Origin of the sequence: Chitinolyticbacter albus, assembly GCF_024437655.1 — a bacterium.
Classification (GTDB): domain Bacteria; phylum Pseudomonadota; class Gammaproteobacteria; order Burkholderiales; family Chitinibacteraceae; genus Chitinolyticbacter; species Chitinolyticbacter albus.
In genome coordinates this window covers 76,585-99,853 of record NZ_JANBVF010000013.1, presented here as the reverse complement: position 1 = coordinate 99,853, position 23,269 = coordinate 76,585, and the positions used below count along the sequence as shown (strand labels likewise).

23 protein-coding genes and 2 tRNA genes are annotated in these 23,269 nt (G+C 63.1%); 6 read left to right on the top strand and 19 right to left on the bottom strand.

All coding sequences use genetic code 11. The annotated features are described in order from the left end of the window. Complete coding sequence (locus NLI84_RS09620) at positions 1-957, bottom strand: Asd/ArgC dimerization domain-containing protein (RefSeq protein ID WP_255989873.1); 957 nt, start codon at positions 955-957, stop codon at positions 1-3. 119 nt (positions 958-1,076) lie between these two features. Here NLI84_RS09620 and mdtD point away from each other — a divergent pair, with 119 nt between their 5' ends. Genes mdtD through gltS form a run of 3 tightly spaced genes read left to right on the top strand, consistent with a single transcriptional unit; the run spans position 1,077 to position 4,284 of the window. Continuing rightward, a complete protein-coding gene (gene mdtD / locus NLI84_RS09615) occupies positions 1,077-2,489 on the top strand; it encodes a multidrug transporter subunit MdtD (RefSeq protein WP_255989872.1) in 1,413 nt (470 codons plus the stop codon). A 39-nt stretch (positions 2,490-2,528) separates the two neighbouring features. Then, positions 2,529-3,080: a DJ-1 family glyoxalase III gene (locus NLI84_RS09610; protein WP_255989871.1), complete on the top strand. Its 552-nt coding sequence runs from the start codon at positions 2,529-2,531 to the stop codon at positions 3,078-3,080. Positions 3,081-3,090: 10 nt separating this feature from the next. Next, complete coding sequence (gltS, locus tag NLI84_RS09605) at positions 3,091-4,284, top strand: sodium/glutamate symporter (RefSeq protein WP_255989870.1); 1,194 nt, start codon at positions 3,091-3,093, stop codon at positions 4,282-4,284. Between the two features lie 12 nt (positions 4,285-4,296). Here the strand turns inward: gltS and NLI84_RS09600 are convergent, their stop codons facing one another. The 6 genes from NLI84_RS09600 to NLI84_RS09575 all read right to left on the bottom strand — a co-directional run bounded on the left by NLI84_RS09600 (position 4,297) and on the right by NLI84_RS09575 (position 9,361). Beyond that, complete coding sequence (locus NLI84_RS09600) at positions 4,297-4,626, bottom strand: hypothetical protein (protein WP_255989869.1); 330 nt, start codon at positions 4,624-4,626, stop codon at positions 4,297-4,299. Positions 4,627-4,670: 44 nt separating this feature from the next. Next, positions 4,671-5,492, bottom strand: a complete 822-nt coding sequence (locus NLI84_RS09595; protein ID WP_255989868.1) for a CheR family methyltransferase — start codon at positions 5,490-5,492, stop codon at positions 4,671-4,673. A 36-nt stretch (positions 5,493-5,528) separates the two neighbouring features. Beyond that, entirely contained in the window at positions 5,529-5,903 is a 375-nt protein-coding gene (locus NLI84_RS09590) for a DnaJ family domain-containing protein (protein WP_255989867.1), read from the bottom strand. Positions 5,904-5,917: 14 nt separating this feature from the next. After that, entirely contained in the window at positions 5,918-7,441 is a 1,524-nt protein-coding gene (ubiD, locus tag NLI84_RS09585) for a 4-hydroxy-3-polyprenylbenzoate decarboxylase (protein ID WP_255989866.1), read from the bottom strand. 88 nt (positions 7,442-7,529) lie between these two features. Continuing rightward, positions 7,530-8,432 (bottom strand): D-hexose-6-phosphate mutarotase, encoded by a 903-nt coding sequence (locus NLI84_RS09580; RefSeq protein WP_255989865.1) that lies wholly within the window; start codon positions 8,430-8,432, stop codon positions 7,530-7,532. Between the two features lie 104 nt (positions 8,433-8,536). Continuing rightward, a complete protein-coding gene (locus NLI84_RS09575) occupies positions 8,537-9,361 on the bottom strand; it encodes a dienelactone hydrolase family protein (protein ID WP_255989864.1) in 825 nt (274 codons plus the stop codon). Positions 9,362-9,483: 122 nt separating this feature from the next. On the opposite strand from NLI84_RS09575, the gene NLI84_RS09570 reads away from it, so the two are divergent. Beyond that, positions 9,484-10,275: an enoyl-CoA hydratase-related protein gene (locus tag NLI84_RS09570; protein WP_255989863.1), complete on the top strand. Its 792-nt coding sequence runs from the start codon at positions 9,484-9,486 to the stop codon at positions 10,273-10,275. 3 nt (positions 10,276-10,278) lie between these two features. On the opposite strand, the gene NLI84_RS09565 is transcribed toward NLI84_RS09570, so the two are convergent. From NLI84_RS09565 to NLI84_RS09515, 11 genes are all read right to left on the bottom strand, one after another. Continuing rightward, complete coding sequence (locus tag NLI84_RS09565; protein ID WP_255989862.1) at positions 10,279-10,470, bottom strand: hypothetical protein; 192 nt, start codon at positions 10,468-10,470, stop codon at positions 10,279-10,281. Between the two features lie 143 nt (positions 10,471-10,613). After that, positions 10,614-12,449, bottom strand: a complete 1,836-nt coding sequence (locus NLI84_RS09560; RefSeq protein WP_255989861.1) for a peptidyl-prolyl cis-trans isomerase — start codon at positions 12,447-12,449, stop codon at positions 10,614-10,616. Positions 12,450-12,585: 136 nt separating this feature from the next. After that, positions 12,586-12,662: transfer RNA gene (locus NLI84_RS09555), tRNA-Asp, on the bottom strand. Positions 12,663-12,741: 79 nt separating this feature from the next. Continuing rightward, positions 12,742-12,818, bottom strand: a tRNA-Val gene (locus NLI84_RS09550). A gap of 40 nt (positions 12,819-12,858) precedes the next feature. Then, the gene (locus NLI84_RS09545) at positions 12,859-13,131 is read right to left on the bottom strand and encodes an HU family DNA-binding protein (protein ID WP_255989860.1); all 273 of its coding nucleotides are present in this window, start codon (positions 13,129-13,131) and stop codon (positions 12,859-12,861) included. An 83-nt stretch (positions 13,132-13,214) separates the two neighbouring features. Next, complete coding sequence (gene lon / locus NLI84_RS09540) at positions 13,215-15,641, bottom strand: endopeptidase La (RefSeq protein WP_255989859.1); 2,427 nt, start codon at positions 15,639-15,641, stop codon at positions 13,215-13,217. 156 nt (positions 15,642-15,797) lie between these two features. Then, a complete protein-coding gene (gene clpX / locus NLI84_RS09535; protein WP_255989858.1) occupies positions 15,798-17,072 on the bottom strand; it encodes an ATP-dependent Clp protease ATP-binding subunit ClpX in 1,275 nt (424 codons plus the stop codon). Between the two features lie 82 nt (positions 17,073-17,154). Further along, positions 17,155-17,778, bottom strand: a complete 624-nt coding sequence (clpP, locus tag NLI84_RS09530) for an ATP-dependent Clp endopeptidase proteolytic subunit ClpP (protein ID WP_255989857.1) — start codon at positions 17,776-17,778, stop codon at positions 17,155-17,157. A gap of 21 nt (positions 17,779-17,799) precedes the next feature. Then, positions 17,800-19,110 carry a trigger factor gene (tig, locus tag NLI84_RS09525; protein WP_255989856.1) on the bottom strand — a complete coding sequence of 437 codons (1,311 nt, stop codon included), beginning with the start codon at positions 19,108-19,110 and terminating at the stop codon, positions 17,800-17,802. 367 nt (positions 19,111-19,477) lie between these two features. Then, on the bottom strand, positions 19,478-19,816 hold the full coding sequence (locus NLI84_RS09520; RefSeq protein WP_255989855.1) for a hypothetical protein: 339 nt from the start codon (positions 19,814-19,816) through the stop codon (positions 19,478-19,480). Positions 19,817-20,044: 228 nt separating this feature from the next. Continuing rightward, a complete protein-coding gene (locus NLI84_RS09515; RefSeq protein WP_255989854.1) occupies positions 20,045-20,464 on the bottom strand; it encodes a hypothetical protein in 420 nt (139 codons plus the stop codon). A 369-nt stretch (positions 20,465-20,833) separates the two neighbouring features. On the opposite strand from NLI84_RS09515, the gene NLI84_RS09510 reads away from it, so the two are divergent. Both NLI84_RS09510 and NLI84_RS09505 read left to right on the top strand, forming a co-directional pair. Beyond that, positions 20,834-21,778, top strand: a complete 945-nt coding sequence (locus NLI84_RS09510; protein ID WP_255989853.1) for a TraB/GumN family protein — start codon at positions 20,834-20,836, stop codon at positions 21,776-21,778. Between the two features lie 18 nt (positions 21,779-21,796). Then, positions 21,797-22,834, top strand: coding sequence for an aldo/keto reductase (locus NLI84_RS09505; protein WP_255989852.1), 1,038 nt, complete (start codon positions 21,797-21,799; stop codon positions 22,832-22,834). A 6-nt stretch (positions 22,835-22,840) separates the two neighbouring features. On the opposite strand, the gene NLI84_RS09500 is transcribed toward NLI84_RS09505, so the two are convergent. Next, positions 22,841-23,188 carry a DMT family protein gene (locus NLI84_RS09500; RefSeq protein ID WP_255989851.1) on the bottom strand — a complete coding sequence of 116 codons (348 nt, stop codon included), beginning with the start codon at positions 23,186-23,188 and terminating at the stop codon, positions 22,841-22,843. Between the last annotated feature and the right edge of the window lie 81 nt (positions 23,189-23,269).

Here is a 23,269-nt window from a genome sequence, read left to right as displayed (position 1 = left end):
TCAGTGTCCTTGCTTGGCAGCGATCAGCGTCAACAGTTGCAGCACCGCCAGCGCTGGTAGCCGCGTGTTGTCGGCCACGCTCCACAGCGATACGCCACGGCCATCGTCGGCGAAGCGCAGGCGGCTCACCCAGACCTTGTCGCCGCCGACCGCATCCTGGCTCGCCGCGATACCGGCCTCGCCGGCCACCTGCAACAGAAACACGCGCTCGGCAGCCTTGAGCGCCTCAACGATGGCATCGGGCGCCACTGCGGCGGCAAAGCGCAGCGACACCGCCGCGCCGTGGCCGAAGAAATGCGGCGTACGCACGCAGGTGACGTCGACCGCACAATCACCGGGCAGTTGCTTCTTCAACAGCGCCAGCGCAGCCCGTTCTTCCGGGGTGTTGCCGGCCTCATCCGGCGTGCCGTAACCGCCCAGCAGGTTGTAGGCGATGCGCTTGCTGTAGAGCTGGCTCGGGTGTTCGGTCTGCGCGAACAGCGCGCGGGTCTGGCCGGAGAGCTCGTCGACCCCCGCCGGCCCCTCGGTCGAGACCGCCAGCATGCCAGTCGCGGCCACACTGACCACCGCACCGAGCTCGGCCAGCGGCGCAATCACCGTAGCGAGTTGCTGCGCGAATGGATCGGGCAAGGACAGCACCTGGCCGCGTGCCAGCTTGCCGCCCGCGGGCACCGCGCCCGTCAGGTCGATCACCAGCACGCCAGCGTCGGCGGCGGCCTTGAGCACGTTGCCCGCATCGGGTACGCAATTGACCAGCACCGGCGCCAGCGTCCAGTCGTAGCCGTCGACTTCCAGCTCGGGATAGTCGTCACCGCGGAACTCGATCAGGCCGGGTTCCTCGGACAAGGTGAGCGGGTAAAAGGCAGGCAGACGCAAGGGGCTGTCGGCGATCACGTCGAGCAGCGCCTGGGCCAATGCGGTATCGCCCCCCAGGAGGGCGAGGTTCAATGCGGACATACGGCGACTCCAAAATGCGAACAGGGCGCGATCGGCACCCTGGAATGGTGCAATTGTAATGGATGTTGCCGCGGATAGGCCGCACTACAATCAATGCACGCTGATCCCAGGCTGCTGCCATGATCGAGCTCGATCCCCCTACCCGCCGCATGCTCCCCTGGCTCGTCGCCATCGGCTTCTTCATGCAGACGCTCGATTCGACCATCCTCAACACCGCGCTACCGGCCATGGCGCGCGGCCTGGGCGAGAGCCCGTTGCGCATGCAATCGGTGATCATCGCCTACATGCTCACCGTGGCGCTGTTGATCCCGGCCTCAGGCTGGCTGGCCGATCGTTTGGGCACGCGCCGGGTGTTCATGAGCGCCATCGTGCTATTCAGCGGCGGCTCCTTGCTGTGTGCGGCCTCGCAGACGCTGGGGCAGCTGGTGGCCGCGCGCGTGGTGCAAGGCATGGGCGGCGCGCTGCTGCTGCCGGTGGGGCGGCTCGCCATCCTCAAGGCCTTTCCCAAGGACCAGCTGCTGCGCGCGCTCTCTTTTGTCACCGTACCCGGCCTGATCGGTCCATTGGTCGGTCCGACGCTGGGCGGCTGGCTGGTCGAGGTGGCCAGCTGGCACTGGGTATTCCTGATCAACATTCCGGTCGGCGTCGTCGGCTGCTTCGTCACCGCCCGCTTCATGCCCGAGTTGATCGGTGGCGAGGGCCGCTTCGACTGGCCCGGCTTTCTGCTGTTTGGCGCCGGCATGGTGCTGGTTTCGCTGTCGCTGCAAGGCCTGGGCGAGCACGCGTTGCCGCTCGCCACCTCGATGGTGCTGCTGTTCGCCGGGCTCGCCGCCATGGCCGGCTACTGGCTGCATGCGGCACGCGCGCCCACGCCGCTCTTTTCCATGCAGCTTTTTCAGATCCGCACCTATGCCGTCGGGGCGCTTGGCAACCTGTTTGCCCGCTTGGGCAGCGGCGCGATGCCGTTCATGACGCCCTTGTTCCTGCAGGTGGGTCTGGGCTTTGCGCCGACCAAGGCGGGCCTCTTCATGGTGCCGACCGTGCTGGGGGCCATGCTGTCCAAGGCCTTGGTCGAGCCACTGGTGCGGCGCCTGGGTTATCGCCGGGTGCTGGTCGGCAATACCTTGCTGCTGGGGGTGATGATCGCCAGCTTCGCGCTGATTGGCCACCAGACCCCGGCGTGGCTGCTGATCGCGCAGCTCTCGGTGTTCGGCGTGGTCAATTCGCTGCAGTTCACCGCGATGAACACCCTGACGCTGGGTGATCTCGGGCCTGATACCGCCAGCAGCGGCAATGGCCTGCTGTCGGTGATCATGCAGCTGTCGATGAGCCTGGGCGTCGCGGCGGCGGCGGCGCTGCTCGCCGGGTTCAGTGACCACGGTATCGCGCCGAACCCGGACAAGGTTCTCGGCGCGTTCCAGGCCACCTATATTTGCGTCGGCGTGCTCTCCATGCTCGCCGCGCTGATCTTCCTGCAATTGGCGCACGGCGAAGGGGATCACGCGCGCGTCGCCCCCGTCGCCACCGACTGACCACCGCAAAACGCGGCCACGCTTCGAAAGGAGGACTTCATGCCCCAGGTCTACGTTTATCTCGCCCCCGGCTTCGAGGAAGTTGAGGCGATCACCATCGTCGACGTGCTGCGCCGCGCCGATGTCACCGTCCGGCTCGTCTCGCTGACCGAGGAGCTCGCCGTCAAGGGCGCGCACGACATCGTGGTCCAGGCCGACCTGCCGTTCACCAGGGCGGACCAGGTGGTCGACGCGGCTATCCTGCCCGGCGGTGGCCCCGGCACCCAGTACATGCTCAAGAGCCAGCCACTGATCGACGCACTCAGGCAGTTCCGCCGCGCCGACAAATCGGTGGCGGCGATCTGCGCCGCACCCATGGTGCTCGCCAAGGCCGGTATCCTCGCCGAAGTGCACTCGACCTGCTTCCCGGGCTGCGAGCCGCAGCTGACCGAAGGCGGTGCCATCGTCACCGCCTACAACGTGGTCAAGGATGGCGCGATCACCACCAGCCGCGGTCCGGCCACGGCCGGCCAGTTCGCGCTCGAACTCGCGCGCCAGCTGGTCGGCGGGGACAAGGCCACCGAAGTCGGCCGCGCCATGCTCTACCTGTAAGGGCAGTGTGATGACGCTCGACGCCTACGCGACCTTCGTCGCCGCCTCGCTGGTCCTGCTGCTGGGACGGCGGCTGGTCGCCGCCACGCCACCATTGCGCACCTACAGCATTCCCGAACCCGTTGCAGGTGGGCTGATCGTCGCGCTCAGCTTGCTGGCGTTGCGGCAATGGGGCGGGGTGGTCGTCGAATTCGATACCGGCATGCAGGGCACGCTGATGCTGGCGTTCTTCGCCACCATCGGTCTCTCGGCCAACCTGGCGCTGCTGGTACAGGGCGGCCGGGCGCTGGGGCTGTTCCTCGCGGTGGTGGTGGGCCTGCTACTGGTACAGAACACGATAGGCGTCGCCCTCGCCACCCTACTGGGGCTCGACCCCTTGATCGGCTTGATTGCCGGCTCGATCACGCTCTCTGGCGGGCACGGCACCGGCGCCGCCTGGGGCGCCGTATTCAGCGAACGCTATGGCCTCACTGGCGCCACCGAGCTGGCATTGGCTTGCGCCACCTTCGGCCTGGTGCTGGGCGGGCTGATCGGCGGACCGGTGGCCCGCCACTTGGTCAAGCGCACACGTGGCCCTGAGGCGGTGCTCAGCGCCGAGGAAGCACCGACCGGCTTCGAGCAGCCCGATGCGGTGCGTCTGATCACGGCGCCGGCCATGATCGAAACCCTGGCGCTGATCGCCGTCAGCCTTTCCGTCGGCAAGGCCCTGGCCGATCTGCTGCACGGCTCGCCGCTGGAGCTGCCCGCCTTCGTCTGCGTGCTGTTCGTCGGCGTGCTGCTGCGCAACGGACTGCAGGCGCTGGGCTGGTACTCGGTGTTCGACCGGGCGGTCTCGGTGGTCGGCAACGTTGCCCTCTCACTGTTCCTCGCCATGGCGCTGATGTCGCTGCGCTTGTGGGAGCTGGCCGAGCTGGCGTTGCCCATGCTGGTGCTGCTCACGGCCCAGGCTGCGGCCATGGCCGCCTACGCGATCTGGATCACCTTTCGCGCCATGGGCAGCAACTACGACGCGGCCGTGCTCGCCGCCGGCCACTGCGGCTTCGGCCTCGGTGCCACCCCGACAGCGATCGCCAACATGCAGGCCATCACCGAGCACTTCGGACCTTCGCACCTCGCCTTTATGCTGGTCCCCATCGTCGGCGCCTTCTTCATCGATATTGCCAATGCGGTGGTGATCAAGCTGTTTCTGGCGGTGGTGGGGTAACGCTGGGCAGATTCAAGCCTGCCAATGAATCCGCTCTACGCTCTTTGCCATGAAGGTGATGGCGCCCGCTCCCCCCTCGAAATCAGCAACTTCAACACCGATATGCTCCAACCCGTCGGCAGAGAGATCGTAAAAGACCATACCCCCAGTTGAATACGGGAAACCCGATTCGATTTGCAGATTGACCGGTCGCCAAAATCGCAAAGCAACTGGTTCATAACCAACTCGTTCCAAACGCAAATCCAGGTATGAGTCGTTCGGCTCAAAGAGATCAACGTGGTATCTCAGGTCCACCAGCACATAGAGGTGTGGTGACTCCAGAACGGGGTGTGGTTTCGGCATTGGAGGTCGTTAAGTCAAATAGGCGCTCTGATGGCAGGTCACGTTCAGCGCTTCACCAGCTCATACACCGTCTTGCCCCGCAGCTTGAAATGCTCGGCCGCGTGATAGAGGTTCTCCGAGTGGCCGACGAACAGCAGGCCGTCCGGCTTCAGCAGCGGGGCGAAGCGCTGCAGGATTTTCAGCTGGGTGGGCTTGTCGAAATAGATCATCACATTGCGGCAGAAAATCCCATCGAATGGGCCGCGCACGCTCCAAGTGGTTTCTACCAGGTTGAGCCGGCGCAAAGAGATCATGTCGCGCAGCTCCTGCTTCACCTGATAGCGGCCGTCGAGCTGCTTGTCGAAGAAGCGACGCACGCGGGCCGGATCGAGCTTCTGGACTTCATCGCCGCTGTAAATACCGCTCTTGGCGATGTCGAGCACATGGGTATCGAGATCGGTGGCAATGATCTTCACCGGCGGGCGCAGGCTGTCGAACGCCTCGCAGGCCGTGATCGCCATGCTGTAGGGCTCCTCGCCGGTACTGGAAGCCGAGCACCACAGATTGAGCGTGCCGGTGCCGCGGTTTGCCTTGAGCAAGTCCTGCAGGATGGGAAAGTGATGCGCCTCGCGAAAAAACGACGTGAGATTGGTCGTCAGCGAATTGGTAAACAGCTCGAATTCACGGTGATCGCCCCGCTCCAATACCTGCAGGTACTCATTGAAGGTTCGCAGGTTGAGCGCCCGCAAGCGCTTGGCCAGCCTTCCGTACACCATGTCGTGCTTGGTCGGCGCCAGCGAGATGCCGGCGTAGTCGTAGATTTTCTTGCGTATCTTTTCGAAATCCTGCTCCGTGAACTCGAACTCGCGGAAAGAGGGATTGAGCATGACGTGGGCCTCGACGGTAGGCTTACAGCATAGCCGCTATTGATGACGCCGGGCAGAGCCCCACTCGGCCAGCCTCGTCGCGTAGTCCACCGGCACGGCCAGCGCGCGGTGGCCCCCGTGTTCCAGCAGCCGGTTGAGCCGCGCCAGCCGCTCCAGCAACGCCGGCCTGGTGTCAGCTTCAGCCGTGGCCAGCTGCAAGGCCAGCTCGACCGCATCGCGGTGGGTTTCCAGCTCCGGAGGCAGATAGCCGCTGTTCTTCAGCACCCGATAGGCGATGCGCTGGTGTTCAGGCACCAAGAGGTCGATCTCGTCGGCAGGCAGCGGCTGGCCGATGCCGGGCAAGTTGTCGAAGGCCCCGTCGCGCTGGGCTTCGGCGATACGCCGTTCAGCCAGTTCGGTGACCCACCACATGGCGGCCTCCCATGCTACAAGCCCAATTCCTGCCAGATCGCATCGACGCGCGCCGTCACGGCCGCATCACGCGTGATCACCCTGCCCCACTCGCGATTCGTTTCGCCGGGCCACTTGTTGGTGGCATCGAGCCCCATCTTGCCGCCCAGGCCCGAAATGGGGCTGGCGAAATCGAGGTAGTCGATCGGCGTGTTCTCCACCAGCACCGTATCGCGCACCGGATCCATGCGCGTGGTGATCGCCCAGATCACCTCCTGCCAGCTGCGGGTGTCGACATCGTCGTCGACCACCACGATGTACTTGGTGTACATGAACTGGCGCAGAAAGGACCAGACGCCGAACAGCACCCGCTTGGCGTGGCCCGGGTACTGCTTCTTGATCGAGACGATGGCCATGCGGTAGCTGCAGCCTTCCGCCGGCAGATAGAAATCGACGATCTCGGGAAATTGCTTTTGCAGGATGGGCACGAACACCTCGTTCAGCGCCACGCCCAGCATGGCGGGCTCATCCGGCGGCTTGCCAGTGTAGGTGCTGTGGTAGACCGGATTATCGCGGTGCGTGATGCGCTGAATTTCGAAGACCGGGAACCAGTCCTGCTCGTTGTAGTAGCCGGTATGGTCGCCATACGGGCCTTCGAGCGCGTGCAGGTAGCCGTTGACTTCCTTCAGCGGCACCCCGTGCTCGGAAACGCCGCTGAAACCGAGCTCACACGGGGCGATCACGCCCTCCAGCACGATCTCGGCAGTGGCCGGCACCTGCAGATCGCTGCCGATGCAGCGGGTCAACTCGGTCTTGCCGCCGCGCAGCAGGCCGGCGAACTGGTATTCGGACAGCGTATCGGGCACCGGCGTGACCGCACCGAGGATGGTGGCCGGATCGCAGCCGAGCACGACGGCGATCGGGAATACTGTGCTGGGGTGCTGCTTGGCATGCTCGCGAAAATCGAGCGCGCCGCCGCGATGCGCCAGCCAGCGCATGATCACCTGGTTCTTGGCTATCACCTGTTGGCGATAGATGCCGAGGTTCTGCCGGCGCTTAGCTGGCCCGCGCGTGACCACCAGGCCCCAGGTGATCAGCGGCGCCACATCACCCGGCCAGCAGTGCTGCACCGGGATGGTCGCCAGATCGACATCCGGCCCTTCGATCACGTTCTGCTGCACCACGCCCTTCTTCACTTCCTTGGGCGCCATGGCGAGCACCTGCTTCAAGAGCGGCAGTTTGTCCCAGGCATCCTTGAAACCCTTGGGTGGCTCGGGCTCCTTGAGGTAGGCCAGCGTCTGGCCGATCTCCCGGAGGGCGCTTACCTCCTGCGCGCCCATGCCCAGCGCAACGCGACGCGGCGTGCCAAAGAGGTTGCCGAGCACCGGCATGGTGTAGCCACGAACGCTGTCGAACCAGATCGCCGGGCCCTGCGCGCGCAGCGTGCGATCGCAAATTTCGGTCATCTCCAGCACCGGAGAGACGGGTGTCGCCACGTGCTTGAGTTCGCCCAGCGTTTCGAGTTGCGCACAGAAGTCGCGCAGGTCGCGGTATTTCATCGCGGATCACTTGTACGGGAAGGCCGCCAGTTTAACGCGGCACCAATGAAAACGCCCGCTAGAGCGGGCGTTGCTGAGCGTGACCGAATCAGGCCGACAAGGTCATAGAGACGCGATAGCTTGCGCCCGGCGCGAGTTCGATCGCGTTGTCGAACACGTCGCCACGCTCGACGCAGACAAAGCCAACATGGTTGCCCTCGCCCACATCCGCCATCTTGGCAGCGTGATCCCACGGGTTCCAGACCACGGCACTCCTGGTATCGCTGTCGATGCGGATGGTGTTCTGCTCATTGGCGATGGTCTGTACCGCCGGTACGTCGAGATAGACGCGATCGGTGGGGCCGTCCAGCACCAGCACACCGTCTTGCTGGTGACGGCTATTGGCGCCGCCGATGGTATTGATATAGGTGGCGCCTTCCAGGCCACCGATGCGCGCAGTGGCGACATCGGGAACGGCGAAATAAGTGTGGAATGCGCTGGCGAACCTGATGGACACATCGCCCTTATGCTGGCAATCGAGCGCCAGCGTCAGCGCGCGGCCCACGGTCACGGTCAGCGTGTAGGCGAAATCATGCTCCCACAGCGCACGCGTGGCGTCGCTCGGCACCAGGGTGAGCGTGAGGCGGGTGCTGCCGTCATCCAGCGTTTCGGCTGCGCCAAGCTGCCAGTCGTTACTGCGGGCGAAGCCGTGCGCCGGCTTGCCATCCGGGTGACCGCCGAACCACGGCAGGCACAACGGGATGCCGCCACGGACGGCCTTACCTGGGTTGAATGTAGCCTTGGGCGACAGCCACAACAGATCGGCACCGCCCTTGGGCACGAACGACACAAGATGCGCACCTTGCAACGTCAGCACCGCACGGCCCAGCGCATTGTCGACGACGATCAGCGGCAGCCCCACGCCTTCGCCACCATATAAAGCACCGCTGTTGACGATCGAGACGCCGGTCACGTCGCTCAGACGGGAATCAAATGCGGATAGCTGGGTCACGGCGAAACTCCTTGTTGCGGGCAAAAACGTTATTGTAGAGCAAACCTTACAAATGGGCGCACGCCCCGGTCGCTAAACAATATGAGCAAAGCCTTCACACGCGCTCATTCACGTTCTTGCCAGCGCGAAAACCATTTGAACAGCCGGCGATAGGCATCGGCGGCGGCTTCCGGGTTGGGCCCCAGCGTCACGCCCTGGCCCGGATAGCGCCCCGCGGGCACGTCGTGGCGAACGCGCAGCTCGCTGCCTGGCACGTCGAACTCGTGGTAGGTGAGCGGATAGCCGACCAGATGCAGCATACCCTCGTTCTCACGCTCCGCCAGCTCGCGGCAAGGCTCGATCTGGCTCCAGTCATCCGATTCACCCGACAGCATCAACGTGGGCACCTTGGCGCGGTAATTGCTATCGCGCAGCAGCGCGTCGCAACCGGGGTAGAACGCCGCGGCGACGACCAGGCCCTCGGTACTACGCCCGGCCAGTACCAGCGCCGCCGAGCCGCCATGCGCCCAGCCCACCACGCCGACGCGCTCGCCGTCGACTTCGGGCCGCGCGCGCAACCAGGCGATCGCCCATTGGGCGTCGTCGGCGCGCCGGGCGACGGTCACCTTTTGCCTTGCCGGCGCCACCGTGCATTGCTCGCTCAGGCCGCGGGCGGAAAAGCTGTCCGGAATCAGCACCGCGTAACCCAGTTCCTGAAACAGGCCCGCCATATGCGCGTAGCGCGGATTGAGCTGGCCGCGACGGCGCATGCCGTCGCAACTATGCAGCAGCACCACGGCCGGCGCGGCGACAGCACTGTCAGGGGGAGCCAGATACTCGGCACGCAACTTCGCGCCGCGCGGACCCGCAATGGAAACCGGTTCGGCCTGGGCGGAGAGACTGGCCAGCAGCAAAAGCCCCCAGGAGCAGGAGCGGGAAAACAGGCGCATGTGGAAAATCAGAGAAAACTGAATGAGGGGGCAGGCCGCACTTTAGCACAGCCCATGTACTCGGGCTTGGCAGCGCGCGCTGCCTCGGCTAAATCGTAGAATACCGGACCGGGGCACACACCATGAGCGACACGCTACGCTGCGAGATCAGTCACGATGTCGCCACGGTGACGCTGGCACGAGCCGAGCGCAGCAATGCCTTCAACGACGTGATGATCGCCGAGCTGACCTCGACGTTGGCGGCGCTGGCCCAGAACGGCAAGCTGCGTGCGCTGGTGCTGCAGGCCGACGGCACCCACTTTTGCGCGGGGCTCGACTACGGCTGGTTGTTGCGCGCCTCGGAAGCCGACCAGCACCGCAATTTCGAGGACGCCCTCTCCCTCTCGCGCCTGCTGCAGCTGCTCGATCGCATGACCATTCCGACCATCGCCTGCGTGCAAGGCTGCGTGCTCGGCATTGGCGTCGGCCTCGTCGCCTGCTGCGATCTGGTGGTGGCGCAGCGCGACAGCCATTTCCAACTCGCCGAAGTCCGCTTCGGGCTGGTGCCTGCGGTGACTGCGCCCTATATCCAGGCACGGCTAGGACGCTCGGCGATGCGGCGTTATGTGCTCACCGCCGAAACCCTGCACTGCGACACCGCGCAGCAACTGGGGCTGATCCACGAGCTGGTCGACGATGCGACAGGGCTGGCGCAACAACGCGACGCTTGGCTGAACGTGCTGGCCCGCAATGGCCCGCAAGCGATGGCGGCGGCCAAACGGCTGCTGGCCGCCATCGAGCACCGCCCGATCGACGATACGCTGATGTCGGACATCGCCCATCGCATTGCGCGCCTGCGCACGCGACCCGAAGCGCAGGAAGGCATCGCGGCCCATCTGCAGGGCCGCAGGCCAGGGTGGATGAGTGGCGAGTAGGATTCAGCGCAGCGGCGGGTGAGCCCCGGCGCCGAAGCGCTCACGCTGCTCCTGCCACTGGGCCTCGGCCACGGTCAGTAATCGCAACGCTGGCACCGGAGTGCAAACGGGGGATTTCGGAGCAAGCTTGGCTTGACCGTCGATATTGGCCCGCATCGTGTTCGGGCCGGAGGACATGTCGTAGACGTATTGCATGGTGAGCCCCCCGAGTCGCTCCTAACGGAGCTGAATGCTTACGACTCGAATATCGGCCGGGTCCGACATAAATTCAATCCCGTTCGTCACCATGAAAAAAGCGACAGTCAAGCTGTCGCTTTTTTGGTCACAGATGCCGCGTTTTATTCGGTGGCAGGCTGGGTACGGTATTCGACCTTGATGTTCTTCTTCAGGTCCTCGATGTACCTGGCCACTTCGACCTGCCCATACATCTGGCCCAGTTGATCACCCATGCGCTTGGCGGCATCGCCCACCAGCGCGGGCGCCGGCTTGGCCGCAACCACCTTGTAGATCACGTAGCCATTGCCCGACACCACCGCGCCGACGTAGGCCGGCAGCTTGGCCGCATCGGCGCGAAACAGCGCCTTCAGCGTATCGGGCGCGACGCCCGGTTCACCCAGACGCCCCAGGGTCTTGGGCTCTGCCCAGGTCAGCGCAGGAGCTTGGCCGGCCTGCAGTGCGGCCAGCTGCTTGGCGCCCTCGGTGGCGGCGACCTTCTCGGCCTTCTCGCGCTTGAGCTTGGCCTCGATATCCGGTGTGACGGTGGCAAGCGGCGTCTGCGCCGCCGGCTTGTATTCCAGCACCCGCACCGAAACCAGCACGCCTGGAGCGACCTCGACCGGTTCGGAGTTGTGCTTGGCTTTGAGGACATCCTCGCTGAATGCAGCCTCGGCCAGCCGTGGATTGTTCAGCTGCGGATCCTGCGCACCCTGGCGCGTGATCCAGCCGCTTTGCTGCACCTGCAGCTTGAACTGATCGGCGGCGGGCTTGAGGCTGTCCGCGTGGTTGTAGACGAACTCGCCGAACTGGCCGGCTTGCTCCGCGTATTGCTTCTCGGCCCGCTCGCTCTTCAGTTGCGCCACGATCTGCGGCTTCAGCTCGGCAAAGGGCTTGGCCTTGATCTCGTCGACACGAATGATGTGGTAACCGAAGTCCGTTTCCACCGGTTCGCTGATCTGACCTTGCGGCAATTTGAGCGCTGCGACCTTGAACGGCTCGACGAAGTTGGTTTCGGCATTCACCCAGCCCAGGTCGCCACCGTTGGCAGCCGAGCCCGGATCCTTGGAATACTGCTTGGCGAGCTCGGCGAATTTCGCCGGATTGGCCTTCAGTTCCTGCACCAGCTTGTCGGCTTGCACCTTGGCCTGTTGCTTGACTTCCAGCTTGGCATCCTTGGCGGCCTCGATCAGGATGTGCGCAACCTTGCGCTCCTCGCCGGCCAGCGTCTGCTTGTTGTCGTCGAAGTACTTCTGCACTTCGGCGTCGCTGGGCTGCAGCTGATCGGCAATCGCCTGCTTGGACAGCACCACATATTCGACGCGCACCATCTCGGGGGCACGGAATTGTGCCTGGTTGCTGTCGTAGTATTTCTTCACTTCGTCCGCGGCAACGGTGGCAGTCGCGACAAAGTCGTCGGCCTTGATCATCGCCACCTGCAACTCACGCGTTTCGCCGACCAGCTTGGCCAGTCGGGCCAGCGAGGCCCGCGACAGGATGGTGGTGCCTGCGTAGGCCCCCAGGAGCGAGCGCGCCATGATGCTGTCGCGCACGCGCTGCTCGAACTGGGCCGAAGTCATGCCCTGTGCGGCCAGCATCTCCTGATAGCGCTTGGCATCGAACTTGCCGTCGACCTGGAATTCGGGCACCCGGGCGATCGCCTGCTGCATCTGCGCCATGCCGGCATTCAGGTTCAGTTGCTTGGCCGACGCGAGCACCAGTTTCTGCTGGACCAGCTGCTCGACCACCATGGGTTTCATCTCGTTGGAGATAGGCTGGCGATTTGTGGCTTCGGCGATGTCGAAATCGGTGATGCGCTGATCTCCGACCTTGGCAAGGTAAGTGCCATCGTCGTTCATTGCGCTGTAACCCGTCAGGCCGACGCCGATCACCAGGCCCAGCGATACGAGGCCCAACACCACCTGCACCAGTGTTCTATTTTTTTGGACGATATCAAACATGAAAACCGCTGCTCCACGATCCGATTTTGGCGGCAGCTATCATGCCAGAAGGCGAACGCGCTGTGTTGGCTCGTCGGCGTGGATGCGCGGCAAAACAAAAACGCCAAGCATTTCTGCTTGGCGTTTTTGACTAAGCTGGCGGAGCGGACGGGACTCGAACCCGCGACCCCCGGCGTGACAGGCCGGTATTCTAACCAACTGAACTACCGCTCCGTTGAGAGACAGCGATTCTAGCAGCTTTTCAGAAGTTTGCAACAGTATTTCGTCGCGCTGAATCTTTGCTGAAGCACTGTGGTGGGTAGTAGTGGATTCGAACCACCGACCTCCTGCGTGTGAAGCAGGCGCTCTAACCAACTGAGCTAACCACCCTGGGTCTTTGTCGCCTCGTTACCTTGGCGACGAAAGACAATTATTGTACTGCATCTTTCAGGGATTTGCCAGCCCTAAATTTCGGTTGTTTGGCGGCATCGATCTTGATGGTTTCGCCGGTGCGCGGATTACGGCCGTTGCGGGCTTCACGTTCAGCAACATAGAAAGTGCCGAAGCCGACCAGCGTCACTTCGTCGCCCTTCTTCAGCGCAGCGGATACTGCCTCGATGGTGGCGTCTAGCGCCTTGGCGGCGGCAGCCTTCGACAGGCCTGCGGATTCGGCGATAGCGTCGATGAGTTCGGATTTGTTCACTTACGTCCCCTTTGGTTCTGGTTGGATAGGTCCGGTCGGCCGATTGCCAGAGCTTTATAGCAAGCGGCAAAAAACCGTGTCAACTAATGCTTGGTTGGCGGTGTTGCTGTTTCGGCACCAGCTTCCGCCGGGGTTTGCGCGGCAACGACCTCCGCGCCCTCGGCTTTTACCACTGGTTCGGGCTGGCGCGCGAGCGCGTGACCCAGCACCTGGTCGAACCACTTGACCGAATGAATGGCCAAACCACGCTTCACGTTGTCCGGAATTTCAGCAAGATCCTTGACGTTGCCTTCCGGAATCAACACATGCTTGATCCCTCCCCGGTGTGCCGCCAGCAGCTTTTCCTTGAGGCCGCCGATGGGCAGCACCTCGCCGCGCAGCGTGATTTCGCCGGTCATCGCCACATCGCAACGCACCGGAATGCCAGTGAGAATAGAAGTGACTGCGGTGGCGATGCCAATGCCGGCCGACGGGCCGTCCTTGGGCGTGGCGCCTTCGGGCAAATGGATATGGATGTCGTTCTTTTCGTAGAACGCCGGATCAATACCGAGCGGCTCAGCACGCGAGCGCACCACCGATAGCGCGGCCTGGATCGATTCCTGCATCACCTCGCCCAGCTGGCCGGTCTGGATCATCTTGCCCTTGCCCGGCAGCTTCACCGCCTCGATGGTCAGCAGCTCGCCACCTACCTCGGTCCAGGCCAGGCCAGTCACCTGGCCAACCTGGTTCTGCTGTTCGGCCACGCCGTACTCGTAACGGCGTACGCCCAGATATTTGTCGAGGTTCTTCGGCGTAACGGTCAGCTTCTTGTCGGAGGGCTTGAGCATCAGGTTCTTAACCACCTTGCGGCAGATCTTGGCCACTTCGCGATCGAGGCTACGCACACCAGCCTCGCGCGTGTAGTAGCGAACGATGTCACGCACGGCACCTTCGTTAATCAGCAGCTCGCCGTCTTGCACGCCGTTGTTCTTCATCTGCTTGGGCACGAGGTATTTGAGCGCGATATTGACCTTCTCGTCCTCGGTGTAACCCGACAGGCGGATGAGCTCCATCCGGTCCAAGAGTGGCGCCGGGATATTGAGCGAGTTGGCGGTCGCCACGAACATCACATCCGACAGATCGTAGTCGACTTCGAGGTAATGGTCGCTGAACGCATGATTCTGTTCGGGATCGAGCACTTCCAGTAGCGCCGAGCTCGGGTCACCCCGGAAGTCCGCACCCATCTTGTCGACTTCGTCCAGGAGGAACAACGGGTTCTTCACGCCGACCTTAGTCATGCTCTGCAGGATCTTGCCCGGCATGGAGCCGATATAGGTGCGGCGATGACCACGGATCTCGGCTTCGTCGCGCACGCCGCCGAGCGCCATGCGCACGAACTTGCGGCCGGTAGCACGGGCGATCGATTCACCGAGGCTGGTCTTACCAACGCCGGGAGGGCCAACCAGGCACAGAATGGGCGCCTTGAGCTTCTCGACACGCCCTTGCACCGCCAGATACTCGACAATGCGCTCCTTGATCTTGTCGAGGCCATAGTGATCGGTATCGAGGATGGCCTCGGCCTCGGTCAAATCCTTGCAGATCTTGGATTTCTTCTTCCAGGGCAGACCGATCAGCGTATCGATGTAGTTGCGCACCACGGTGGCTTCGGCACTCATCGGGCTCATCATGCGCAGCTTCTTGAGTTCGCCGTCGGCCTTTTCGCGCGCTTCCTTGGTCATGCCGGCCGTCTTGACGCGCTTTTCCAGATCGTCGAGCTCGGCGTTCTCGTCGATTTCGCCCAGCTCCTTCTGGATCGCCTTGACCTGTTCGTTCAGGTAGTACTCGCGCTGGCTCTTTTCCATCTGCCGCTTCACGCGGCCGCGGATGCGCTTTTCCACCTGCAGGATGTCGAGCTCGGTTTCGAGCTGCTTCAAGAGGTGCTCCATGCGGCGGCGCACGTCTTCCATCTCGAGCACGGCCTGTTTCTGCTCGAGCTTGAGCGGCAGGTGGGCGGCGATGGTGTCGGCCAGGCGCCCGGCCGATTCGATCCCCGACAAGGAGGTCAGGATCTCGGGCGGAATCTTCTTGTTCAGCTTCACGTACTGATCGAACTGGCTGAGCAGCGCGCGACGCATGCCTTCGGCCTCGGCACCGGCATCCTCGTTCGGATCATGCGGCAGCGCGTCGGCGCGCAGATAGCCTTCGTCCTCGATCAGTGCATTCACGGTGGCGCGCTGCACGCCCTCCACCAGCACCTTGACGGTACCGTCGGGCAGTTTCAGCAGTTGCAGCACGGAAGCTGCCGTCCCCACCGAGTAGATGTCGGCCATGGTGGGCTCGTCTTTCTGCGCATTGGTCTGCGCGACGAGCAGGATATGTCGTCCCTCTTCCATGGCCGCCTCGAGCGCGCGGATCGACTTGGGTCGACCGACGAACAGGGGAATCACCATGTGCGGGAACACCACCACATCCCGTAACGGCAACATCGGGAAACGAGCAGGCTCGCTGGGCAGAACTTGGGATTCGGACATGTGGATGACCTGGTGAGTTGGTATAAGCCGTCGCATTGGGGGCGACGTCCACGCAATGATGTGGGCTGGACAGGCGAAATTCAACGCTGGCGAGGAGACGGTCCGCTCGACGCCACAGATGATTCCGCCCGCGCAGGGCGGGCGGATCGGTCAGAATCAGGCTGCTGCGCTTTGGTCCGGCTCGGTCAGCACCCGTTGCGGTGGCTGATTGTCGGTAATGGTGTCCGGACCAACGACGACACGGGCCACACCTTCGAGCGCCGGAAGTTCGTACATGGTATCGAGCAGGGCCGACTCCAGGATGGAACGCAGCCCACGGGCGCCGGTCTTGCGGTCCATCGCCTTCTTGGCCGCGGCCGCCAGTGCGTCGGACGTCACTTCGAGTTCGACGCTCTCCAGTTCAAACAGCTTCTGGTATTGCTTGACCAGTGCGTTCTTCGGTTCGGTCAGGATGGTGATCAGCGCGGCCTCGTCGAGCTCGTCGAGCGTGGCGATCACCGGCACGCGACCGACGAACTCGGGAATCAGGCCAAAGCGGATCAGGTCATCGGGCTCGACCTGATGCAGCATCTTGCCAACGCTGCTCTTCTCGTCCTTGGCCTGCACCTCGGCGCCGAAGCCTATGCCGCCCTTGACCGAGCGGTTGCGGATGATCTTGTCCAGCCCTTCGAACGCGCCGCCAACGATGAACAGAATATTGGTGGTATCGACCTGCGGCATCTCGTGGTTGGGATGCTTGCGCCCGCCATGCGGCGGTACCGAGGCGATGGTACCCTCGATCAGCTTGAGCAGCGCCTGCTGCACGCCCTCGCCCGACACGTCGCGCGTGATCGACGGGTTCTCGGACTTGCGGGCGATCTTGTCGATCTCATCGATGTAAACGATGCCGCGCTGCGCCTTCTCGACGTCGTAGTCGCATTGCTGCAGCAGCTTGGCGATGATGTGCTCGACATCCTCGCCGACGTAGCCGGCCTCGGTCAGCGTGGTCGCATCGGCAATGACGAAGGGCACGTCGATCATCTTGGCCAGCGTCTGTGCCAGCAAGGTCTTGCCCGAGCCAGTCGGGCCGATCAAGAGGATGTTGGATTTGGATAGCTCGACATCGCCACCGATCTTCTGGCCCTTGGTCGCCAGCCGCTTGTAGTGATTGTACACCGCCACGGCGAGGATCTTCTTTGCGCGCTCCTGGCCGATCACATACTGATCGAGCACCTCGCGGATCTCGGTCGGCTTGGGCAGTTTCTTGCCGCCCGGTGTCTGCGCCTCGGCCGTCGGCAATTGCACGGCTTCATCCTTGAGGATGTCAGTGCAAAGTTCGATGCACTCATTGCAGATGAACACCTGCGGGCCGGCGATCAGCTTGTTCACTTCGTGCTGGCTCTTGCCGCAAAACGAGCAATACAACAGTTTTTCGTTGGACTTGTCGGTCATGGCCATCAGCCCCGTGGTGAGGCGGTAACAAATGCAAAAGCCGCCAGCGCGTCGCTGGCGGCGCGTAATACGATGCCTGCGGTCAGCCTGCCATCCGCGACTGCAGCACCTCGTCGACCAGGCCGTAATTCTTGGCTTCGTCGGCGGAGAGGAAGTTGTCGCGATCCGTATCGCGCTCGATGACTTCGAGCGGCTGACCGGTGTGCTTGGCCAGCAGTTCATTCAACTGGCGCTTGGTCTTCAACAGCTCGCGGGCGTGGATTTCGATATCCGACGCCTGGCCCGCCAGACCGCCGATCAGCGGCTGGTGGATCATGATGCGCGAGTGCGGCAGCGCGAAGCGCTTGCCCTTGGCACCGCCGGACAACAGGAACGCCCCCATCGACGCCGCCATGCCGACGCACAGCGTCGAGACGTTCGGCTTGATGAACTGCATGGTGTCGTAGATCGCCATGCCAGCCGTCACCGAACCGCCCGGCGAGTTGATGTAGAAATGGATGTCCTTGTCCGGATTCTCGCTTTCCAGGAACAGGAGCTGGGCAACGACCAGGTTGGCGGTCACGTCATTGACGGGGCCAACCAGGAAGACGACCCGCTCCTTCAGCAGACGCGAGTAGATGTCGTAAGAGCGCTCACCCCGGCCGCTCTGCTCGATCACCATGGGGATGTAACCGAGGTTCTGCGGGTCGAATTCCGATCGTTGCATGTCAGTTCCTGTGTAGCGGCATTAGCCTTGTTGCTGGCCCATCAGCTCGTCGAAAGCCACTGCCTTTTCGTGCGCCTTGGCCTTGGAGAGAACGAACTCGACCACATTGTCTTCCAGCGCCATCGATTCCGGGCCTGCAAGACGCTCACGCTTCTCGAAGTACCACTTTACGACGTCCGCCGGATCTTCATAATTCTCCGCCAGATCCTCGATGATGGCCTTGACCTGTTCCGGCTTAGCTTCGAGCTGGTTCTGCTTCACCAGTTCGGCCAGCACGAGGCCGAGGTGGACGCGGCGCTTGGCCTGCTCTTCGAACATCGCCGGCGAGAACGGTACCAACTTGGGATCGATACCACGGGCTTTCAAGTCGCCCTGGGCCTGTTCGGCCAGACGATTGATCTCGAAGCCGACCAGCGCACGCGGCAGCTCGACGGGCGCTGCGGCAATCAGCGCGCTCATCACGCTGTCCTTGGCGCGGGCCTTGAGGCGCAGACGCACCTCGCGCTCCAGATTCTTCTTCACCTCGGCACGCATCTTGGCGACATCGCCATCGGCAATACCCAGTGCGGTGGCGAAGTCGGCATCGACTTCCGGCAGCTTGGGTTCGGCGACGTTCTTCACGGTGATCGCGAACACGGCGGTCTTGCCGGCAACGTCCTTGCCTTGGTAGTCCTCAGGGAACTTGACCTCGACATCCTTGGTTTCGTCTTCCTTCATGCCGCGGATGCCGGTTTCAAAATCAGCCAGCATCTGGCCCTTGCCCAGCAGGAAGGCATAGTTTTCTGCGGCACCGCCCTGGAACGGCTCGCCATCGATGGTGCCCTTGAAGTCGATGATGACGCGGTCTTCGTCCTTGGCTGCACGCTCGACGCGCTCGAAGCGCGTGCGCTGCTTGCGCAGGATTTCCACCGTCTTGTCGACTTCGGCCTCGCCCACGGTCAGCGTCGGCTTTTCGATCTCGACGCCGGACAGATCACCCACCGCGACTTCCGGATACACCTCGAAGGTGGCGATGAAGTTGAAATCGCCCTCTTCGCCCGGGGCATCGGACGGGGCAAAGCGCGGGAAGCCCGCAACCTGCAGTTGCTGCTCCTGTACGGCCTGGCCAAAGGAGCGCTCGACGGTTTCACCCAGCACTTCTTCCTGCACGCGGAAACCGTGTTGCTGCGCCACGATGTTCAGCGGCGCCTTGCCCGGGCGGAAACCCGCGATCTTGGCCTGCTTGGCGACCTGCTTCAGGCGCGCATCGACCTTCTTGCTGACTTCATCGCGCGGAATCGAAAAGCTGAGACGGCGCTCGAGACCGCTCAGGGTTTCCAGTTGGGTTTGCATCGTTATCGTCCTTCACACTGAATGGAATCCGCAGGCGGCTGCGGCGCTTGCCCGGGCTGAACGCACCCATGGGCAAAGCGGTTGGAATGAGGTCATACCCCAGACAAGGCAGAACACAAGACGGCGCAGCAGAGGCTATTGCCCGCAGCGCTCACATGGCGGCGCGATCGACACGCCCATGGCACCCCACCTTGCCGGAATGACGGCAAGCCATAGAGGATAACCGAACGCCTCGGCAAAGGCCAACTTCAGCGCCAATATGCAGCCGACAGGCGCGCGTTCATTGCAGTCCCAGCGCCCGCGTGCCCTAGCAAACGGACACGCATCACGCCCAAGCGCCGCGCCGCCCGCGCCTCAAGATCACGATTCAGTTAACGACCATGGCGCGCAGCGTGGTTCTGGGCATGGCCTCGACCCTCGCAGCGACAATGGGCTCCTGCTGTTGCATCGGCTCCTGCGCCGCGCAGGCCAGGCGATGGCGCATCTGCCCGATCGAGGTGACGGTGCCCGCGCCATCGCAGCACACGAACAGTCCTAACCATTTGCTCGCCTGCAGCTGCCGGGCAGGCTCAAACCCACGCAGCTCACGCGCGCTCAGCAAACGGGAGCCCGCCAACCCCGGCTGCACCAGTTTTTCCAGCACCCAGAACGGAACACCCGATTGGGTGCGCTGTACTTGCGCCGCTTCGGTCAATTTGAATCGCATGGCCAGCCCCAAAAATGAACGATTGTTCTATATAATGCACAAGGCATTGCGCCTCGTCCAGAACATTCGTTCACTTTGATCGAAATCCGGGATGGGAAAAGCAGCATGCGTATTGCGGAGACCGGGGACAGGCTCCCGCCCCCAGGAACCGGTAGATCGAGCAGTACTGTGCCTTGCCTTTGCAGACCGGTTTCGTGCCGGCCCGGATGACGTCGGTCCGATAAAGCCTCAGTCGGGTTTGACCGGCACCAGCTTCAGTTCCGGGCAGCTGCCGTAGACCCCCCCGCGGAACAGGGTGAATTTCCCCTTGGCGTGCGGACCTGCCCACTCGCCGTCGATATGCCCGGCAGGCACGAGCGCGAACTCGCCGCGCCCATTGCCGAGGTAATCGAACCCCAATCGCCAGATGCCGTCTTGCTTGCGCCCCTGCAGCGTTACCGGCGTCAAGCCCTTGCACGCAACACCGAAACGCCCACTGGCGCTGAAAACCTGGTCCGAGGCGCTATCGATGCGATCGATGATCAGCGCCCAGCTGCGCCTGTCGTATCCCAGCGACGCCCAATAATCGCCGACGAAATCCGCCGGCTCCACGGCCCAGGCCGACGCCGTCGACAACAGCAACGGCCCGATCATCGCCCATAATTTCATGCGCCCCCTCCTCCTCCTTCTGGCTTCGCGGCGCCCCTTCCTAAGGAGGCACTGACTGACAAACCGTGCCATCCCGCGCAGCCCGATTGCAATCCGGCATTGATACCTTACACGCCACGCGCTCGCAAGGATCAGCCACGAACGTCGCCCCGGAGTGCCTCATTGCGTACCAAGGCAAGACCGACCAGCTCCCCCAGGGAATCAGTCAGCATGCCAGGGCGTGGCACGGCGGCGAACCTGCCACCCCATACCCGCAGCTCTTGGCCATGCCGACCGGTTAGCCAAGCGGCGCAAGTTCACGCCGCTTCCCCGCGCACGGGACGGGCTCGCTATACTGCGGGGCTTGTGATTTAGGCCACCGGAGTTTTCATGTTGTCCTGCCTTCGCCGTTTCATCCGTCCCTTGCTAGGTAGCGTCACTGCCCTCGCGCTGTTCATTCCAGCCTCGCAAGCCGGCGCCGCCGACCAGGCCAACGCATTTGCGCGCACCCATTTGTGGCGCATAGACAAGGCGGGCATGGCGCCCTCTTGGCTGTTTGGCACCATACACGTTGCCGATCCCAAGGTGACCACGCTATCTCCTGCGGTGCAGGAGGCATTTTCCAGCGCGGAACGCGTCGCGACCGAATTCCGTCTGGATTTCGGCGCCTTTATGGAAATGGCCAAGGCGGTGCTGCTGCCTGAGGGCGAGAGCCTCGCGGACAAGCTCGATGCGCCCCATTACCAGCGCCTGGTCGCCGCGCTTGAAAAGCGTCAGTACCCGGAAGCCGCGGTCCGTCGCTTCAAGCCCTGGGCCGCTGCGATGTTCATCGCCACACCGACGCACGAAACCGGGCAGTTGCCGCTCGATCTCAAGCTGACCAAGGAAGCGGTCGAGGGCGGCAAATCCTACGATGGCATCGAAACCATCGCCGAGCAGCTGGCTGTGTTCTCCGACATGCCCGAAGACAAGCAGCTCATCCTGCTCAAATCGCTGATCGACCAGCAAGGCTCACTCGCCAGCGAACACGAAAAACTGATCCAGCTGTATGTTGCCCGGGATTACGCCGCGATGCAGGCCTTGTCCGACCCCAGCAAGGATCCGATGATGAAAGGCCTGTCGGCCAAGGATCGCGCCTACTTCATCAACTGGCAGCAAAAAACACTGCTCGATGAGCGCAATACGGTGATGGCCCAGCGCATCGCCAAGGTCCTACCCCAGGGCAATGCCTTCTTCGCAGTCGGCGCGCTGCACTTGCCGGGCAAAAATGGCCTGGTCCAGAAGCTGCGTGACGCCGGTTACACGCTGACGCCGCTCGATCTACCCGCCAAGTAAGCCGTCCAGGAGTTGTCGATGCACTATCGCTTGCTGCCCGCGTCCGACCTCAAGGTCTCGTCGCTGTGCCTGGGTACCATGACCTTCGGCGAGCAGAACTGCGAAGCCGACGCCCACACCCAACTCGATCGGGCCGTGGGTGCCGGTATCAACTTCATCGATACCGCCGAGATGTACCCAGTACCGGCCAAGGCCGAGACGCAGGGGCGCACCGAGTCCTTCGTCGGCAGCTGGCTGGCGCGGCAGCGGCGCGACAGCATCGTGCTCGCAACCAAGGTCTCCGGGCCACAGCGTGGCATGCCGTGGATACGCGGCGGACCCCAGTTCGACGCCGCGCAGATCGTCGCCGCCTGCGATGCCTCGCTGGCACGGCTGCGCACCGATTACATCGATCTGTACCAGCTGCACTGGCCCGCGCGGCACGTGCCGATGTTTGGCGACACCTATTTCGATCCGGCCAAGGAGCCCGCCGACGTTCCATCCGTGTACGAGCAGCTCGACGCGATGGAGCGGCTGGTCAAGGCAGGCAAGGTGCGCTACGTGGGGCTATCGAACGAAACGCCGTGGGGCGTGATGGAGTTCCTGCGGCTGGCGCGCGAGCACAATCTGCCACGGCCGGTGACGATACAGAATGTGCTCAACCTGCTGAATCGCGGATTCGAGCACGGCCTGACCGAGGTATGCCATCGCGAACAGGTGGCGCTAATGGTGTACAGCCCGCTCGCCTTCGGCCTGCTGTCCGCCAAATACCAAGACAATGCGCAAGCCGAGGGGCGGATGACGTGCTTTCCGCAATTTGGCGTGCGCTATCGCAAGCCATATGTCGAAGCGGCGATCACCGCCTACGCGACGCTCGCGCGCGCGCATGGCCTGACGCCGGCGCAGCTGGCGCTGGCCTGGGTGCAGAGCCGCTGGTACGTCGCTTCGACCATCATCGGCGCCACCACCTTGGCGCAACTCGACGAGGATCTGGGTAGCGTCAGCATCAAGCTGTCCGAGGAGTTGCAACAAGCGGTGGAAGCCATCCACGCTCGCTGCCCCAGCCCGGCACTGTAAGCGTGTTCAGCTGCGAAACATGAAATACACCGCGCCAACGAGGCACAACCCTGCCCACAGATAATCGAGCTTGAACGGCTGATTCATGTAAAACATGGCGAATGGCATAAATACCGCCAACGTGATCACCTCCTGCATGATCTTCAGCTGGGCTAGCGAATACACCGTATAACCGAGACGGTTGGCCGGTACCTGCAACAGGTATTCGAACAGCGCAATGCCCCAGGACAGCAGGGCCGCAGCCCACCACGGCTTGCTGTTCATGTGCTTAAGGTGACCATACCAGGCGATGGTCATAAAGACGTTGGATGCGACAAGCAACAGCGGCGCAGCGAGGCCAGGGGGCAGGTTCATGGCGGAACGGGGCAAGGGTTTGCTAGAATTCGGCAGTTTACGCAGAACCGATACCCATCGGCATTGGATTTGGGGCGCTTG